At 38.1% G+C, this 15,951-nt stretch carries 17 protein-coding genes; 16 read left to right on the top strand and 1 reads right to left on the bottom strand.

Annotation, left to right across the window (positions count from 1 at the left end):
• Positions 1-48: 48 nt before the first annotated feature.
• On the bottom strand, positions 49-1,131 hold the full coding sequence (locus FN809_RS07040; RefSeq protein WP_142532797.1) for a RidA family protein: 1,083 nt from the start codon (positions 1,129-1,131) through the stop codon (positions 49-51).
• 178 nt (positions 1,132-1,309) lie between these two features.
• Here FN809_RS07040 and FN809_RS07035 point away from each other — a divergent pair, with 178 nt between their 5' ends.
• From FN809_RS07035 to FN809_RS06960, 16 genes are all read left to right on the top strand, one after another.
• A complete protein-coding gene (locus tag FN809_RS07035; RefSeq protein ID WP_142532796.1) occupies positions 1,310-1,825 on the top strand; it encodes a YfiR family protein in 516 nt (171 codons plus the stop codon).
• Between the two features lie 223 nt (positions 1,826-2,048).
• Positions 2,049-3,752 (top strand): methyl-accepting chemotaxis protein, encoded by a 1,704-nt coding sequence (locus FN809_RS07030; RefSeq protein ID WP_142532795.1) that lies wholly within the window; start codon positions 2,049-2,051, stop codon positions 3,750-3,752.
• Between the two features lie 54 nt (positions 3,753-3,806).
• A complete protein-coding gene (locus FN809_RS07025) occupies positions 3,807-4,118 on the top strand; it encodes a hypothetical protein (protein ID WP_142532794.1) in 312 nt (103 codons plus the stop codon).
• 18 nt (positions 4,119-4,136) lie between these two features.
• Complete coding sequence (locus FN809_RS07020; protein ID WP_142532793.1) at positions 4,137-4,502, top strand: response regulator; 366 nt, start codon at positions 4,137-4,139, stop codon at positions 4,500-4,502.
• Positions 4,499-4,873: an Hpt domain-containing protein gene (locus FN809_RS07015; protein ID WP_142532792.1), complete on the top strand. Its 375-nt coding sequence runs from the start codon at positions 4,499-4,501 to the stop codon at positions 4,871-4,873. Before FN809_RS07020 ends, FN809_RS07015 begins: the two co-directional genes overlap by 4 nt.
• A gap of 11 nt (positions 4,874-4,884) precedes the next feature.
• Positions 4,885-6,927, top strand: coding sequence for a chemotaxis protein CheA (locus FN809_RS07010; RefSeq protein ID WP_142532791.1), 2,043 nt, complete (start codon positions 4,885-4,887; stop codon positions 6,925-6,927).
• Positions 6,928-6,929: 2 nt separating this feature from the next.
• A complete protein-coding gene (locus FN809_RS07005; RefSeq protein ID WP_142532790.1) occupies positions 6,930-7,385 on the top strand; it encodes a chemotaxis protein CheW in 456 nt (151 codons plus the stop codon).
• A gap of 4 nt (positions 7,386-7,389) precedes the next feature.
• The gene (locus tag FN809_RS07000; protein WP_142532789.1) at positions 7,390-7,872 is read left to right on the top strand and encodes a chemotaxis protein CheW; all 483 of its coding nucleotides are present in this window, start codon (positions 7,390-7,392) and stop codon (positions 7,870-7,872) included.
• A 2-nt stretch (positions 7,873-7,874) separates the two neighbouring features.
• Positions 7,875-8,747, top strand: a complete 873-nt coding sequence (locus FN809_RS06995) for a CheR family methyltransferase (protein WP_246095515.1) — start codon at positions 7,875-7,877, stop codon at positions 8,745-8,747.
• 18 nt (positions 8,748-8,765) lie between these two features.
• Entirely contained in the window at positions 8,766-9,668 is a 903-nt protein-coding gene (locus tag FN809_RS06990; protein ID WP_142532788.1) for a sensor histidine kinase, read from the top strand.
• Between the two features lie 10 nt (positions 9,669-9,678).
• Positions 9,679-10,146 (top strand): chemotaxis protein CheD, encoded by a 468-nt coding sequence (locus FN809_RS06985; protein ID WP_142532787.1) that lies wholly within the window; start codon positions 9,679-9,681, stop codon positions 10,144-10,146.
• Positions 10,147-10,179: 33 nt separating this feature from the next.
• On the top strand, positions 10,180-11,295 hold the full coding sequence (locus FN809_RS06980; RefSeq protein ID WP_142533147.1) for a protein-glutamate methylesterase/protein-glutamine glutaminase: 1,116 nt from the start codon (positions 10,180-10,182) through the stop codon (positions 11,293-11,295).
• Between the two features lie 397 nt (positions 11,296-11,692).
• A complete protein-coding gene (locus FN809_RS06975; protein WP_246095511.1) occupies positions 11,693-13,567 on the top strand; it encodes a PAS domain S-box protein in 1,875 nt (624 codons plus the stop codon).
• Positions 13,568-13,702: 135 nt separating this feature from the next.
• The gene (locus tag FN809_RS06970) at positions 13,703-14,545 is read left to right on the top strand and encodes a CheR family methyltransferase (protein ID WP_246095509.1); all 843 of its coding nucleotides are present in this window, start codon (positions 13,703-13,705) and stop codon (positions 14,543-14,545) included.
• Positions 14,546-14,547: 2 nt separating this feature from the next.
• Entirely contained in the window at positions 14,548-15,354 is an 807-nt protein-coding gene (locus FN809_RS06965) for a CheR family methyltransferase (protein WP_142532786.1), read from the top strand.
• A gap of 12 nt (positions 15,355-15,366) precedes the next feature.
• Positions 15,367-15,942, top strand: a complete 576-nt coding sequence (locus FN809_RS06960; protein ID WP_142532785.1) for a chemotaxis protein CheB — start codon at positions 15,367-15,369, stop codon at positions 15,940-15,942.
• Positions 15,943-15,951 lie beyond the last annotated feature (9 nt).

The raw sequence follows: 15,951 nt of genomic DNA, 5'->3' as shown, positions 1-15,951 counted from the left end.
AATGTTTAAAATAAGTAAGAAGATAACGCTTTAAAGGTTTTTTTGTTATCAAATTATAAGGCCTTCAAGTTCAACCAGCACATCGCTTTGATGAGAAATACCATTTACAAAAAAAACATTTATACCGGGGAGTGAACTCTTAATCAACTCTTCAACCTTTGTATAATCTTCTCTCTGATCTACGGTTACTTTTAAATAACTGAACTCACCTTTGGTGTGCAGGTGAGTGTGGCTGCTATCTTTGAGTGATACAATACTTTTTAGACTTTGAAGGGTTTGCTGTTCAATATCTTTATTCGATTTACCTATTGCTTCATTATCTGCCGCCAGCTTATTGCCGGGGCTGCTGGTAAACCATAGTTCGTTTTTACCATCTACAACCTGCTTGCTGTTTAAACCGGGATGGTCGTTGACCCAATCCATAGCTGCTTTCGGTATTTCTTTAGTTGTAACTACATCGTTATTTACAGCAAAAGCTATAAAATCAATTAGTAGGGTAGCGTTGTAATTATATCTGTTTCTGGCAAGAGGTTTTCCATTTACAAACAATGGTGGTTCGTAATAAAAATTCTGTACTTCGTTAAATAATTGTAATCCATCTTGGGCCTCAACCGGAGTATCTGTGTTTGGGTGGGGAGTGGGGATATAATTCCACTGTTGATGGATATGACCGAAGTTCATGTCTTCGGCCATTAATATTTGCTCCGAAAGATCGAAACAGCGTTGTGCCGAAAAAAGCAGCGAATCTTCTTGAAATGATATTCCCCCAGAGAATATTTCGATACCATTTTCGCTTTCAGCAGTTACATACGGATGTTTGAGCAAGGTTTTATACTGTATCTTAACATCCATATCATAAATTTGATATTGCATGGTAAATTCGCTGTCATCGCAAATTGGACTAAATAGTATCGAATAAGCCGGAACCTTGTTTTTAAAAACTTTTTTAATGGTCTCTTGCACATAGTCGTACTCATCCGTAAAATTTTTGCTGTGCACACTATTTACAGTTACATCCAGCTTAACAATTTGCTTGTTCTTGTTTTCATTTATTATGGCTTCAAGCGTCGTTTGAACCCTGATTTCAAAAGTATTACCCTTGCCTGCTTCCTTTATTTTTACAACTCTCATTCTTTTAAAAAAAAATTTAGCACAAATTTATCTTTATTATTGATTAAGGCCACATTTGAGGGCTGAATTTTTTGGCATCCGGTGGTTTTCAACAAATTTATAAACAATTTTAGTAACCTATTGGTATAAGTGCGCGTAACAAGGGGGTAAACACAAATTATTTTTAAGATATAAAACGATGAAAAAGCACGTACTGTTATTATTAATTTTTATCCTGATTGTGCCAAAGGTTGGCTTTGGCCAGGTAGAAAAATACAAATCGGTATTTACCTTAAACTTTATTAGATATATAGGATGGCCCGAAGATGCAAAAACAGGCGATTTTGTAATTGGCGTATTAAGGCATGACAAAATAGCCGAGTTGTTGGCATCGCAATCGAGTGGGAAAAAATTTGGACACCAGAATGTGGTTATTAAAAGTTTTAAATCGGTTGACGACGTGAGTAACTGTCAGGTTTTGTATGTATCGTCAAGTATTAATTTTTCGCGACACGCCGAAACCCTGCTTTCCAAAATTGGAAAAACCGCTTTAGTAGTAACGGAAAGTGAAGGAGCTACCAAACACGGAGCTGTAATTAATTTTGTAGTGCGCGACCAGACCTTAAAATTTGAAATTGATAATGCCAACGCTCAAAAATATGGCCTCAGCATCAGTTCAAAACTATCAGAAATGACTGCCGCTATCCAAAAGTAAATCACAATAAGTTTCAACGAGGCTATCTGAAGTTTAGCATCAGAAAAATAACATTTTAAAATAAACGATGTGAATTGCTTTCCTTTATTAGCATAATATGCAGTTGGTAGAAGTAGCTGTCAAATTTCAAATTATGCAAATTTATTTTACACATCCAGAGAATAAATATAGGAGAGTTTTAACTATACAGCAGGATTACTAAGGAACAAATAACAACAATGAGATGAAATTAAAATTGAATATAGCGCAAAAGCTGATGGCCGGTATCGGTATTATTCTTGTGGCAATTATGATTAATGGTGTTGCCACTTATATTACTTTAAACAATAGCCGTAGCTTAAGTGATGAAATAACCCAGGTTTACAGCCCTTCACAACAGAATATTCAGTTGTTCAAGGATATGATAATTAATTCGAGAGCACTTATTAAGAGCTGGGTGTTTATTGACAGGCAGCCCGGTACAGCCGATAAGTTAACCCTTGAAAACTTACATGCTAATGATTACCCCAGCGTTATCAAGGAACTAGATGCTAACAAAACAAACTGGGACAAAGCGGATCAGGCAACTTTTGATGCCATTAAACTTAAAACGGACTCACTTTTCCAGCGGCACCAGTATGTAATGAGTAGCTTGAACACTTTTGAGGCCTACGACGATGTGATGATTATTTTTGACGTGGAACCTATGGTGGGAGAAGATGGTGAGATAATGGAAAAGAGTAATGCTATTATCAAAGAGTTAGAGATATTGGAGCATAAGTTCGGTAATTTGAATACAGCGGCGTTAAAAGAAATGGATGAATCGTTCAGGTGGTTTGGCGGTTTTGTCATCTTTATGATAGTATTACTGGTTTCAATAGCCTCTGCTATTGCTTATTGGCTTTACAATAGTATTATTAAACCTTTAAACAAAGCTGTGGTGTTTACCCAAGCAATTGGTAAGGGTAATTTGATGGCTCAATTGGATGTGGATCAGGACGATGAAATAGGTAAGATGGCCGAGGCCTTGAAAGCTATGGCTTCTAACATAAAAAACATTGTTATTTCTATCAAGGAAAATGCGAATGACTTGGTTTCGAGTGGACAAAATGTAAAAAACAGTTCCGTTCAGCTTAGCAAAGGATCTGCCGACCAGGCGGCCTCGGCCGAAGAGGTTTCTACATCCATAGAAGAGATGGTGGCGAATATCGATCAGAATACAGATAACGCTGTGCAGACCGAAAAAATTACGGTAGAAACGGCTAAGGATGTAAAAGTAGCGGATAAGTTGTCTACGGAAGCGGCCGAAGCCATGAAGAGTGTGGCCGGTAAAATTACCATCATTGGCGACATTGCCTTCCAAACGAATATATTGGCACTGAACGCAGCCGTTGAGGCGGCCAGAGCAGGAGAGCACGGACGCGGCTTTTCGGTAGTTGCGGCCGAGGTGCGTAAACTGGCCGAAAGAAGCAAACTGGCCGCCGACGAAATACATAACCTGGTTAATGGTGGCTTAAAAGTGTCGCAGGAATCAGGGGAAAAAGCACGTTTGTTGGTACCCGACATTGAAACAACAACACAGCTGATAAAAGAGATTTCTGCGGCCAGTCTGGAGCAAAAAACCGGAGCTGAACAAATTAATATGGCTATGCAGCAACTTAACCTCATTACTCAGGAAAATGCTTCCTCCTCCGATGAGCTTACTCAAAGTGCTGAACAGTTGGCGGTGCTGGCCGATAAACTAAAAAAGGCGGTGAGCTTTTTTATGATAGGCGAAATGGAGGAGATACATTCCGTTGCTAAGGAAAATACGGCAAATGATAATAGGATAAAACAAACGGAACGCGCCAAAGAATCAACTCCTCAAAAAGCCAAAGATAACCAGCCTAAAGGTAATTTGATAGATTTGGAAATGGAAATGGATATGGATAATTACGAAAAATATTAAGACATAAAATTAATAATTCGGCTTAGTTATTTATACCATTAAATTACAGTAAACATGAGTAAACCGTTTTCAATCGATATAAAACAGGATAATGATCTGCAAAAAATAACTTTTTCGGGCCAGCTAATTATAAACCATATTGACGCGATCAAAGAAGAATTTATTGAATCGATCAATCTCACAAAACCTCTGAGTATTAGTGTAAATTACCCCGATGGTATAGATATTACCTTTATCCAGCTTATTGTAGCCATAAAAAAAGCCTATAATAAAAATGGAATACACATTAACGTAGAAGGTAAATTACACGACGAGGCATTAAGTTTAATTGCAAACGCGGGTTTTAATAACCTCTTAAAACTATAGAACAAATACAACTAAATTATGGCTAAAACAGTACTTATTGTTGACGACTCAGAAAGCATTAGGGAAGTAGTTAATTTTACTTTGGAAAACGAAGGGTACGAAGTATTAGTGGGGATTGACGGTGAAGATGCGCTTCGATTTTTAGATGGTCGCCATCTGGATATTATTATTACGGATTTGCACATGCCCAACCTGGACGGTTTGGGTTTAATCCGTAAAGTGCGCGAAATAGAAGCTTACAAGCATATTCCTATTTTATTTTTGACCACAGAATCGCAGGCAGCAAAAAAAATGGAAGCTAAACAAGCAGGTGCTACAGGATGGATAATCAAACCATTTGTGCCGGCTAAACTATTGAGCGCAATATCCCGTGTATTACGATGATACAGGTAATAAAAGAAAAATTTATTGCCGATACGCTTCAAAGTCTTTGCGAAATTGAAAAATGTTTAAGTAACTATAGTGAGGGCTGTAAAACCGAGGATCTAGTAGAAGATGTTTTTATGGTTTTGCATCAGATAAAGGGTACGGCACCCATGCTCGGCATTAAGGGGCTTAGTGAGATCGTGTATCCTGCGGAACGGGTTTATATAGCCTTACGCCAAAGAGAACTCTCTTTTTCTCACGAAATAAAATTGAATACCATTCAGCTTATTACAGCCATTAAGGCTATACTGGCTGTTAACCAAGAAGATAACCTTGACTCAAAAAGTACACCATGTTCATTCAACTTTTTTGAGTCATTGGTTAATTAAAATGTAGGCACATGATTGATAAGTTTAGGGTTAAATTTGTTGAAGAGTCTCTCGATAATGTGCAGGATCTGGAAGAGGCTCTGTTGCTTTTAGAAAAGGATACGTCCGACAAAGAAATAATTGAACGCATATTCAGAGCCATGCACACGCTCAAAGGTGGTGGTGCTATGTTTGGTTATAACGATTTAAGTGAGTTTACCCACCACCTGGAAACAGTTTATGATGAAATAAGAAACGGTAGGTTAGTACTTACAGACGATATTATTTCTGAAACCTTTAACGCAGTTGATCAGATAAAGCATTTTTTAAATGTAGGCGATATCAGCGATGAAACTGAAAAACAGGAATTGGCTGCACTAACCCGAAAAATTCAAGGTTTTGTTACGGATAAAAATAGTGCCAATCCCACTAAACAAACGACCGAAAGCTTTGCTGATGAGGATGTTTCAGCGCAGCCCACAGATGATTCCCGAACTTATCTGATTCATTTTAAGCCACACTTAAATATTCTTCAAAACGGTACCAATCCTCTTTTTTTACTCGACGATTTGCATGCCTTGGGAAACGCCGTGGTTTTATACGATCAGCGTAATGTGCCCGAAATATCTGATTTAAATGTTCAGGAGTGTTACCTTAATTGGAATATCGTATTAAATACTGCGGAGGATCTTAATGAGATACAAGACGTTTTTATTTTTGTAGAGGATGAGTGTGATTTAACAATTACCGAAATATTTAAGGGAAATATTTTAAACCACCCCAGCTTTTTATCCGTTATCGAACAATGCAAACAAGGAGAAAAACTACTCGATGCCGAATTGTTAAAAAGCATATCCTGGACAGGTGTTCAACAAAAACCAAAAACCGAAAAAAAGACGGCGCAATTAAAAGAGCACAAAATATCCAGCATTAGAGTGGCTTCCACTAAAATAGATGAGTTGGTAAATCTGGTTAGTGAGCTGGTAACCATTCAGGCTCAGCTTAATCTTTACGCCGAAACCAAAGGGGAGCCCGGGATAATGGGTTTGTCAGAAAGCATTGAAAAGTTAACCCGTCAATTGCGCGATAACGCCTTTGAAATAAGTCTGATACCATTACAAAGCGATTTAATGCGTTTCCAGCGTCTGGTAAGAGATCTTTCAAAGGAATTAAATAAAGAAATAGACTTTATAATTGAAGGTGGAGATATAGAACTGGATAAAAATATTATTGAACACCTTACCGATCCCTTGTTACACATGATACGTAACTGTGTGGATCATGCTATCGAAATGCCCGAGGAGCGCATAAAAAAAGGTAAAAATCCCAAAGGCAACATTATCTTTAAGGCGTATTACGAAGGAGCCAATGTAATTATTAAAATTATAGACGATGGCAAAGGAATCGATACGAATTTAATACTTGAAAAAGCCATTAACAGAGGCTTGGTGGACGAGGGAGCCGAGTTAAGTAAAAAAGAAATACTAGACCTCGTGTTTCAAAGTGGCTTCTCAACCAAGGAAGAGGTATCAGATTTATCGGGTAGGGGTGTTGGAATGGACGTGGTGAACCGAAAAATTGGCGAAATAAGAGGCGAGGTATCCATCGACTCGGAAATTGACACAGGCACAACCATAACACTTACCCTACCCTTAACATTATCTATAATAGATGGTCTGTTGGTAACGGTGGCCGGTTCGCAGTATGTGATCCCTATTTCGGCAATAGAAAAAATAGTTCCTTTACCCACAGATTATAAGAATACTGTATTTAATGGGGTGATTAAGCTCGGACAAGAACATTTGCCAATCATTGCGTTGCGCGATATTTTTAACGAGGGCACAAGTGATCAAAAAGAACATATTATTCAGGTTAAATTCGAAGATAAAAGTTTTGGTTTAATTGTGGATAAGGTCATTGGTGAGTATCAAACCGTGGTGAAACCTTTGGGAAGAATGCTCAAGGATCAGGAGGTGATTTCGGGAGCTTCTATCATGGGCGATGGCACCATTTCTATGGTTATTGATACCAACAGACTCATCCATTCACATGGTAATCAAAAATTACACAAATAATTATGAAAGGTGAATTTAAAACACTGGTTTCGTTTGGTCTGCAAAAGCAAACTTTTGCTTTCGACAGTCTGATGGTTCGTAATATATTGGCCTTTGAGGATAATATAACTAAAGTGCCTAATAGCAGAGATTTTATTTTGGGTGTTATCAACTTACATGGTATCATTATCCCGGTAACAGATATGCGCAGAATGATGAATTTGGATGAACAGGAAACAACACAGGATACTGCCATTATCATTGTTTCGCCCGAAGATAAAATAGAATCACAGTTTGGTATTGTGGTAGATATAGTAAAAGAAGTGTTTGAAGTGAAAACCGAAAATATTATGCCATCGGTATATCAAAATAAAATGGGGCTGATAGAGTCCTTCGTAGGTGCAGTGGAGGAAAAAGGAGAGCTGGTGCACTTAATCGATCTTTTACATGTTGTTTCACAAATAGATAGTAAAAACTAAGGACATGGAAGATAACAACATCTCTTATTTGTCGTTTAAAGTAGGCAACGAAATCTTTGCCTTGCACGCAAGCAAGGTACACGAAATATGCGAATACAGGGCGCCCCGCAATGTGCCGGGCGATATTTCATTTATGAGTGGGGTAATCGATCATCGCAATGAAGTGATACCGGTTATCGATACCGGCATAAAATTCGGGATGGATCCCATTAAAATAAGTGCCCAAACGTGTATCATTGTTATCGATGTGCAGCGTAATGGCGACAAGGCTTTTAGAGTAGGAGTTTTAACGGATGCAGTAACGGATGTTTTTGAAGCCGAAGAGGAGGATTTTAAACCTATAGATACGGATTACAGCCCTGATTATATTAGAGCTACATTCAAACGCGAAGAAGATTTTTATCTGATTTTAAACTCAGATAGCGTGTTTAGTAAAAATGAAGTAATCACCTTAAGCAACATTTTAAAAAAAATTAAAACCCAGTGACGGTGTATACTAACATAAATGCAAATCCGCAAGAGTTGGAATGCTTTAAAGCACAGCTCTCGGAGCAGGACTTTGCCGCTTTTAGCCAATTTATATATGGCGAGTTTGGTATTAAAATGCCACCCGTTAAACGCATTATGTTGCAGGGACGTTTGCTTAAAAGGATTAAGCACTTAGGTATGAAATCGTACGGTGAGTATAAGGATTACCTGTTCAGTAAAGAAGGGCATCGGGAGGAAATATTTAATTTTTTAAATGTAGTTACAACCAATAAAACCGATTTCTTCAGAGAGCCCATACATTTTGATTTTTTAAAAACAAAGGTATTGCCTGATTATACAAAAAGTGGGCAAAAAGAACCTTTTAAAATTTGGAGTGCGGGCTGTTCCAGTGGCGAGGAGCTTTATACCATAGCCATGATATTAAACGAATACAAATTGGGGGAACCCTCGTTTACGTACAAAATACTGGGTACCGATATATCGCATAACGTACTTAGGAAAGCCGCAAAAGGGGTTTATGCTATTGATAAAGTAGATGTAGTACCTTTGGAGCTTAAAAAAAAGTATTTACTCAAAAGTAAGGATAAGGAAAACCAAACGGCTAAGGTAATGCCCGCATTAAAGCATAACTTGAGTTTAAAATATTTAAACCTTATGGATCCGAGTTATTCAATGATAAACGAAAGGTATGATGTGATATTTTGCCGTAACGTATTAATTTATTTTGATCGGTCAACACAGGAGAATGTGATAAATAAATTAAGTGCTTATTTAAAACCAGGTGGTGTTTTTTTTATTGGCCATTCGGAGTCCCTTACGGGCATGCAGGTTCCCTTACAACATGTTAAACCAACTATTTTTAGAAAAGTATAATCGCACAAAACTACAATAATGACTAATTTATCAGACAGACAACTACTCAAAGAACTAAGGCAGCGGCTTGAGTTCGGTAAAACGAGCGAAAAAGAAATACGCAATCTGACATCGGAGTTGCAAAATGTTTCAAAAAAATTGAAGGATTCGGAAGCACTTAAAAGTCATTTCATATCCAATATTTCAAACGAAATAGTAAACCCCTTTACTTCAATTTTAGGTTTGTCAAAAGCCATTTTGTCTGTTGAGAAACAGGATTGGAAAAAAGTGGTTTCAATGGTAGCCCTGATTCACTCTGAGGCTTTTAACCTCGATTTTCAGCTAAAAAATATTTTTGTGGCAGCAAAAATAGAGGCAGGTGAAATAGCGCCCAATGTAGCCAAGGTTAACATCAGAACTTTGCTGCAAAACGTGATGGATTCTTTCAACATTATTTCACGTAAAATGGGTATCTCTTTCGATATTCAGTTTAATATTGAACATGGCTTTGGTAAAAACTTTTACTTTAAAACCGATTCCGAGAAACTAAAATTAATTCTTAGCAACTTAATCAACAATGCCTTAAAATATAGTTATAAGGATAGCAAAATTATTTTGTCGGTGTGGTTAGACGATGACGATGTGTTAAAGTTGTCGGTTCAGGATTTTGGTACCGGTATCTCCGAAAAAAATCAGCAAACCATTTTTCAGCGTTTTAAAAGGTTAGATACAGGCATCAATTCAATAAACAGAGGCCACGGACTGGGACTGTCTATAACAAAAGCATTGTTGGACGTGCTAAGTGGTAAAATTGAAATTGAAAGTGTAAAAGGGGAGGGCTCTACATTTACCGTTAGCGTGCCCGAATCAAAAAACATTGTAGACGGTTTTAGTGGCGAAGGAAACGATATTTTCTTTGACGAGGAGGATGATATTTTTTAAGGATAAATAAATGAACCATTATTTACAACATTTTCTATATCCTTCTTCACTTTTTGTAAGCAAGGAGCCTCACCTTGTTAAAACCATCCTGGGTTCTTGCGTGGCGGTATGTCTGTGGGACTCCAAATTAAAAATCGGGGGGATAAATCATTTTATGTTGCCCACCTGGAACGGAAATGATCTGGCATCCCCTAAATATGGCAACATAGCCATTGATAAATTAATCGATAGATTGCTTTTTTTGGGGTCGAAGAGCGAAAACCTACAGGCAAAAATATTTGGTGGGGGCGAGATTATGCATACGGGTAATGCTAAAACAATGATTGGCGAAAGAAATATCCGAATCGCCCACCTGATGCTGGACGAAAGAAAAATTCCCGTGGTAGCCTCTAGTACTGGTGGTAGCAGAGGTCGAAAAATAATATTTTTTACGGATACAGGTGAGGTGAGGCATAAATTATTAGATAAAAAGCACTAAGTAAAAGCTACTTTATATTCTTGTTCTATGAGGATGAAAAAAATACGGGTATTAGTTGTCGATGATTCGGCAGTGGTAAGGCAGAGTCTATCGTCCATTTTAGAATCAGATCCGGAAATAGAGGTGATGGATACCGCAGCAGATCCTATTATAGCGGTAAAAAAAATTATGAAAGAGGTTCCGGATGTTATCACCCTGGATATCGAAATGCCGCGCATGGACGGTTTGACCTTTCTACGAAAAATCATGTCGCAGCACCCCATTCCGGTAGTCATCATATCCTCTTTAACTACTGAAGGTACCGAAGTGGCTATGAAGGCCCTAGAGTACGGTGCATCAGAAATAATTGGCAAGCCAGCCATGAATGCGGCCAAATTTATCAACGAATCAAAAATATTGATTTGTGATGCCGTTAAGGCAGCTTCCCAGGTTAAGCTTTTGCGCAAGAAAAGCTATGGCCCTACTTCTCCTGGTACGGAGCAGGGGGTAACAAACGATCGGCAGCGCAAGTTTATGGGCGTTAGGCCAAAATACTCCGCCGACGTTATTTTAGATAAAGCATCGGCTTCTGACCGCATAGGTCAAACAGAAAAAATTATAGTGCTGGGAGCTTCAACCGGAGGCACCGAAGCTATACGTCAATTTTTACAGAACCTGCCGGATAAAATGCCAGGTATTGCCATTGTACAACATATGCCCGAAGGATTTACAAAATCGTTTGCCAACAGCCTCAACAATATATGCGAACTCGAAGTAAAGGAAGCTGAAAATGGCGACAAGCTGTATCAGGGCAGGGTGTTAATAGCTCCGGGTAATTATCATATGCTCCTTAAAAGAGTGGGCCGTGAATATTTTGTAGAAGTTAAAGAAGGGCCATTGGTAAATAGACACCGCCCCTCGGTAGATGTGCTTTTTCGTAGCGCGTCGCGCTATGCCGGTTCTAATGCAACAGGCATACTCCTTACAGGAATGGGAAACGACGGGGCAAAAGGTTTGTTGGAGTTAAAGGAAGTGGGTGCTCATACTATTGCACAGGACGAAGCCAGCTCGGTGGTGTACGGAATGCCAAAAGAAGCGGCTAAGTTAGGTGCCGTGGATAAGATTATGGCGCTAAGCGAAATAGCTCCTTACATGTTGAAAAAAAAGTAACAGGCAGCAGGTATTAAGCCTGTTTGGAGATACTGCTCTATAAAGCTTAAATGTACGAGCGCCTACTATCTGATTGGACACTGCAAGGGCCATAGGGATAGCGGGTTAAATGAAACTGTACAATGGCCAAATCTATACTCCCGTCCTAACATAACCATTAAATCTTACCTTTTGAATAATTAACCCTTAAAAAGATGAACCCTTTTCAGGGTTCTATCGTATTGGAGTATACGGTGCATTAAAAAACTGGTAATAATCAGTAATAGCATGCGAGCGCAGCTGTGCCAAATAATAGGGTTTTTCAATTTTATTAAGATGAGAACAGCTAAGCAATAATTATTCATATCAGACTTGTTGAGAAAAACTGTTTCAATACAATTATTTTAATATAAACGTTGTGAAAAAGATACAATTGTCGCGTATTACAGGAAAATATACTTTTGGAGGTACCCTGTTCGGATTAGTGGTTTTACTTGTTGTGGTTTTAACTAACTTAAATTCGCACGTGTTTATGCAATCCAATAGAACTATTGCCGATATGTTTTATTTGTTTCCCGGCATGTGGGTGTTAATAATGTTGCCCGCTATGACTGGTGTTGCAGGTTATTTTTTAGCCCAGCGCTTCGTTCATACTGTCCGAAAACAAAATAAATATATTAAAGCGCAAGCCCGCAGAGGCGATATGGTTTTAAAGTTTATCAATAACCTCAGACAGGGTAACCTTGATAATGTTAATTTGGATTCGTTAAAAAAGGACCTTCTTAGCAAGTCGCTTTTAAAATTGCGCGACTATCTGATTAAAAACAGAAATAAGCAAGAGCAGGGAAAAATTCAAGAGGAGCAAAGAAACTGGGTAACGCAGGGTTTGGCTCAGTTTGCTGAAATACTGCGTAAAAATAACGATAACCTGGAAGAACTGTCCTATAATATAATAAGCTACATGGTTAATTATTTAAAAATCAATCAGGGTGGCTTTTTCTTGCTCAACAATACGCACGGTGATAAGTACTTTGATTTGACAGCCTGTATCGCTTTCGATAGAAAAAAGTTTGCCAACAAGCAAATACAGTTCGATGAAGGCCTCATTGGTCGTTGTGCCATCGAAAAGCAAACCATTTATATTACGGATGTACCCAATGAATACATTACTATTACCTCGGGATTGGGGCAGGCCAACCCCAAGGCCATCCTAATTGTGCCATTAAAGGTAAATAACGAAATATATGGTGTTATTGAGCTGGCCTCCTTTAATGAGTTTGAACCCTACGAAATTGAATTTGTGGAAAAAACGGCCGAAAGTATTGCCACTACTATTTCAACCGTACAGATAAACATACAAACTACCAAGCTGCTGCACGAAACACAAATACAAGCCGAAAAAATGTCGCAGCAGGAGGAAGAGCTAAGGCAAAACCTCGAAGAAATGCAGGCCACACAGGAGGAATCAGATCGACGCGAGGTAGAACGCAAAGGTATTTTAGAAGCCATCGATAATTCCGCCATCAGTTGTGAGTTCGAAACCGACGGTACACTCATCTCAGTCAATCAACTTTTTCTGGAAACATTTAAATATCAGGCTTCGGAGATAGAAGGCCAAAATCTGAAGATATTCTTCTTTAACGATGAGAGCGATGAGCTGACTAAAATATTGCAGGATCTAAAGAAAGGGCAAAATTTTAAAGGTAGAGTGAGACGCAGAACTAAACTTGGTGATGAAATATTTTTACTGACAACCTACACCCCGGTGATGGATAACCAGGGCGATATAGTTAAAATACTAAGTTTGGAAAACGATATTACCGAGCAAGTGTACATGGAAGAGCAGATGAAGAGCTCCAAGGAGGAGTTGGGTAAACTGTTGGAACAGGCGCGTGACGAAATGAAAGAACAGTTTAAAGAAATAGAAGCCGTAAAAATACGAAATGAGAAAACACTTGAAGGTGCACTCGATGCCATAATAACTATTAACAAAGAAGGTATACTGGAGTTCTTTAACGAAGCAGCCGAAAAGCTTTGGGGCTATACCCGAAACGAAGTGCTCGGGAATCATATATCTATGCTGTTCTCGCCCGAAACGATGGAAAAGGATCCTTTTGTTAAAGCGTACATTACAAGTGGCGAAGCTAAAATAGTCGGCGAACGAAAAGAGGTGCCTATCAAAAATAAATTTGGAGATGATATTCCGGTACTCTTCCTTCTTTCCGAGGCACAAGTAGGAGAGGATTGGTCGTTTACCGCTTTTATTCAAAATGTTGAGGTAGAGTTGTTTTAACTACAATAACAGGACTTGTGATTAGCTTGTCCGAACCCGATAAAAACAATATTTAGGATAAGTATTAACATTGTGCACGCCGCTTTAGGTGAACAAAAAAAATAAAGTGCACTACAATATTTTAAAATTAACTGAGTGACTGATATTTCACATAAAGATTTTTTACAGGAGTTAAGCAGGAATACACCCTATGATTTTTGCGATTATTCCGACAACTCTATACAAAGACGAATTGATAAAATTCAAACAGAAAATGGTTTGAGCCTCAAAGGTCTGCTTACAAAAGCGAAACAAGATGTGGCTTTTGTAGAACAATTGGTAAACGATATTACAGTAAACACTACCGAGCTGTTCCGTAATCAGGAGATATGGGAATATCTGTATACCGAGGTGATGCCAAGGTTAAAATCAAAGCAAAAGATAAATATTTGGCATGCCGGTTGTTCTACAGGGCAAGAGGTGTATTCAAACCTTATTTTGTTAAATGAAATGCAATTGCTAAGCAAAGCAAATGTAGTGGCTACCGATATTAATAACCGTGTGCTTAAAATGGCCAAAGATGCAGCGTATACCTTTCAGTTTAATGCCAAATATATAGAGGTGTACGATCAGTTAATGCGCAAAATAAAGCCTAAAGCCAAACCTTTTGAACATTATTTTGATGTAGATAAAGAATTGGATACCATTAGAGTAAGGGATTTTATTTCCCGTATTCCAAAATTTGAAAAACACGATTTGGTCGCACAGGAGATTCCTTTTTATCACAAGTTCGATATTATTTTTTGCCGTAACGTATTAATTTATTTCAACCCCGACCTGCAACTTAAAATTTTACGAAAGTTTTTTGATAAACTGCACGATGGAGGTGTACTCATTTTAGGTTCGCACGAAGCCTTACATGGTTTTATTAAAACGCGTTTTGTAAAACATGGTATGGTATATACCAAAAGCAATATTTTTCACTTATCAGAGAAGTAATCATGTCTATTAGTCCCAGCATTAAAGATATAAGGGAAATTACTGCAGCACTATCGAACCGGCTTAACGTGGATTATAGTAATTATGCTTTTTCATTTCTAAGGCGTAGGTTTGCCTTTGTTTACAGTACGTTAAATATTAAAAAAACAGATGTTTTTATTCAGCAAATAAAATCGGGTGAAGTAATTGATGATTTTTGCTATACATTTCCGGTAAATGACAGCGAAATGTTTCGAGGTCCGTCTTTTTGGCGTACACTACGCGTAAAACTACTGCCTGCCATGAGCGATAATTTATCCTTCTGGTTTCCGGATTTAGTATCGGCGCATGAACTGTTTTCGCTGCTTGTTATTTTAGAAGAGGAAAAACTGATACCTAAAGCTAAGATATTTTGCAACGTTAGCAGTATTCAACGAATAAACGAAATAAAGAGTGGAAAAATAAAAAGTAAAAAGATAGAGATTGACAAAAAGAACTTTAGGCGCCTGGAGTTGGATAGTAATTTCGAAGATTACTTTACCGACAAAGATGGTTTTTTAGGAATAGATATGCGTTTATTAAAAAACGTAGAATTTTTGCACGGTAATTATTTTAACCAGATTCCGGCAGCTAATATTAGTATAGCTTTTTTTCGAAATCGGATGATTTATTATAATGGTACGAGGCAATGTGCAGCCGAAAAATATCTGCATCAATGTTTAGGAAAAGGAGCATATTTGGTTTTGGGTATAAAGGAAAAAATAAGCAAGGTAAATGAGCGGTGTTTTAGTTTATACGATAAGGAAGAACAAATATATCGCGTAATGTAAAACTAGGTAAGCATGCACCAAAAAAAAATATCATCATGCAAAGCGGTTGTAATTGGCGGATCCGCCGGAAGCTTTTCAGTTGTGTCAAAAATACTGTCTCATATTCAAGCGGATTTTAAATATCCCATTATCATTAGTATGCATAGACTAAAGCATTTACGCACAGGCTTACTAGAGGGATTGCAAATAAAATCTAAGCTGCCCGTTATTGAACCGTTTGATAAGGATCGTATCGAGCCGGGCAATGTATATCTGGCTCCTTCCAACTATCATATGTTTATCGAAATTGATGCTTCTATAAGCTTGTCAACAGAAGATGTTTTGAACCATTCGCGGCCTTCTATTGATTATACATTTTCGTCGGCTGCTACCGTGTTTCGCGATAAAATGGTGGGTATAATGCTCACCGGTGCCAATAAAGATGGTGCCGCAGGGATGAAACAGGTATATGACAAAAATGGCTATACTATTGTGCAGGATCCTGCAACCTGCGATATGGAAACAATGCCCAAAGCGGTATTGCAATTGTTTACTCCTGATCAGATTTTATCGCCCCAGGGGATAATTGATTTTTTAAATAATCTTTAGTTTTTCATC

It is taken from the genome of Saccharicrinis carchari (genome assembly GCF_900182605.1).
In the GTDB taxonomy this organism is placed as follows: Bacteria; Bacteroidota; Bacteroidia; order Bacteroidales; family Marinilabiliaceae; genus Saccharicrinis; species Saccharicrinis carchari.
This window is presented reverse-complemented; position numbering and strand designations above follow the sequence as displayed.

Excerpts from the sequence above, each read along its gene's own strand:
- FN809_RS07040 (WP_142532797.1), bottom strand. The coding sequence starts at position 1,131 with ATGAGAGTTGTAAAAATAAAGGAAGCAGGCAAGGGTAATACTTTTGAA.
- FN809_RS07035 (WP_142532796.1), top strand. The coding sequence starts at position 1,310 with ATGAAAAAGCACGTACTGTTATTATTAATTTTTATCCTGATTGTGCCA.
- FN809_RS07030 (WP_142532795.1), top strand. The coding sequence starts at position 2,049 with ATGAAATTAAAATTGAATATAGCGCAAAAGCTGATGGCCGGTATCGGT.
- FN809_RS07025 (WP_142532794.1), top strand. The coding sequence starts at position 3,807 with ATGAGTAAACCGTTTTCAATCGATATAAAACAGGATAATGATCTGCAA.
- FN809_RS07020 (WP_142532793.1), top strand. The coding sequence starts at position 4,137 with ATGGCTAAAACAGTACTTATTGTTGACGACTCAGAAAGCATTAGGGAA.
- FN809_RS07015 (WP_142532792.1), top strand. The coding sequence starts at position 4,499 with ATGATACAGGTAATAAAAGAAAAATTTATTGCCGATACGCTTCAAAGT.
- FN809_RS07010 (WP_142532791.1), top strand. The coding sequence starts at position 4,885 with ATGATTGATAAGTTTAGGGTTAAATTTGTTGAAGAGTCTCTCGATAAT.
- FN809_RS07005 (WP_142532790.1), top strand. The coding sequence starts at position 6,930 with ATGAAAGGTGAATTTAAAACACTGGTTTCGTTTGGTCTGCAAAAGCAA.
- FN809_RS07000 (WP_142532789.1), top strand. The coding sequence starts at position 7,390 with ATGGAAGATAACAACATCTCTTATTTGTCGTTTAAAGTAGGCAACGAA.
- FN809_RS06990 (WP_142532788.1), top strand. The coding sequence starts at position 8,766 with ATGACTAATTTATCAGACAGACAACTACTCAAAGAACTAAGGCAGCGG.
- FN809_RS06985 (WP_142532787.1), top strand. The coding sequence starts at position 9,679 with ATGAACCATTATTTACAACATTTTCTATATCCTTCTTCACTTTTTGTA.
- FN809_RS06980 (WP_142533147.1), top strand. The coding sequence starts at position 10,180 with ATGAAAAAAATACGGGTATTAGTTGTCGATGATTCGGCAGTGGTAAGG.
- FN809_RS06965 (WP_142532786.1), top strand. The coding sequence starts at position 14,548 with ATGTCTATTAGTCCCAGCATTAAAGATATAAGGGAAATTACTGCAGCA.
- FN809_RS06960 (WP_142532785.1), top strand. The coding sequence starts at position 15,367 with ATGCACCAAAAAAAAATATCATCATGCAAAGCGGTTGTAATTGGCGGA.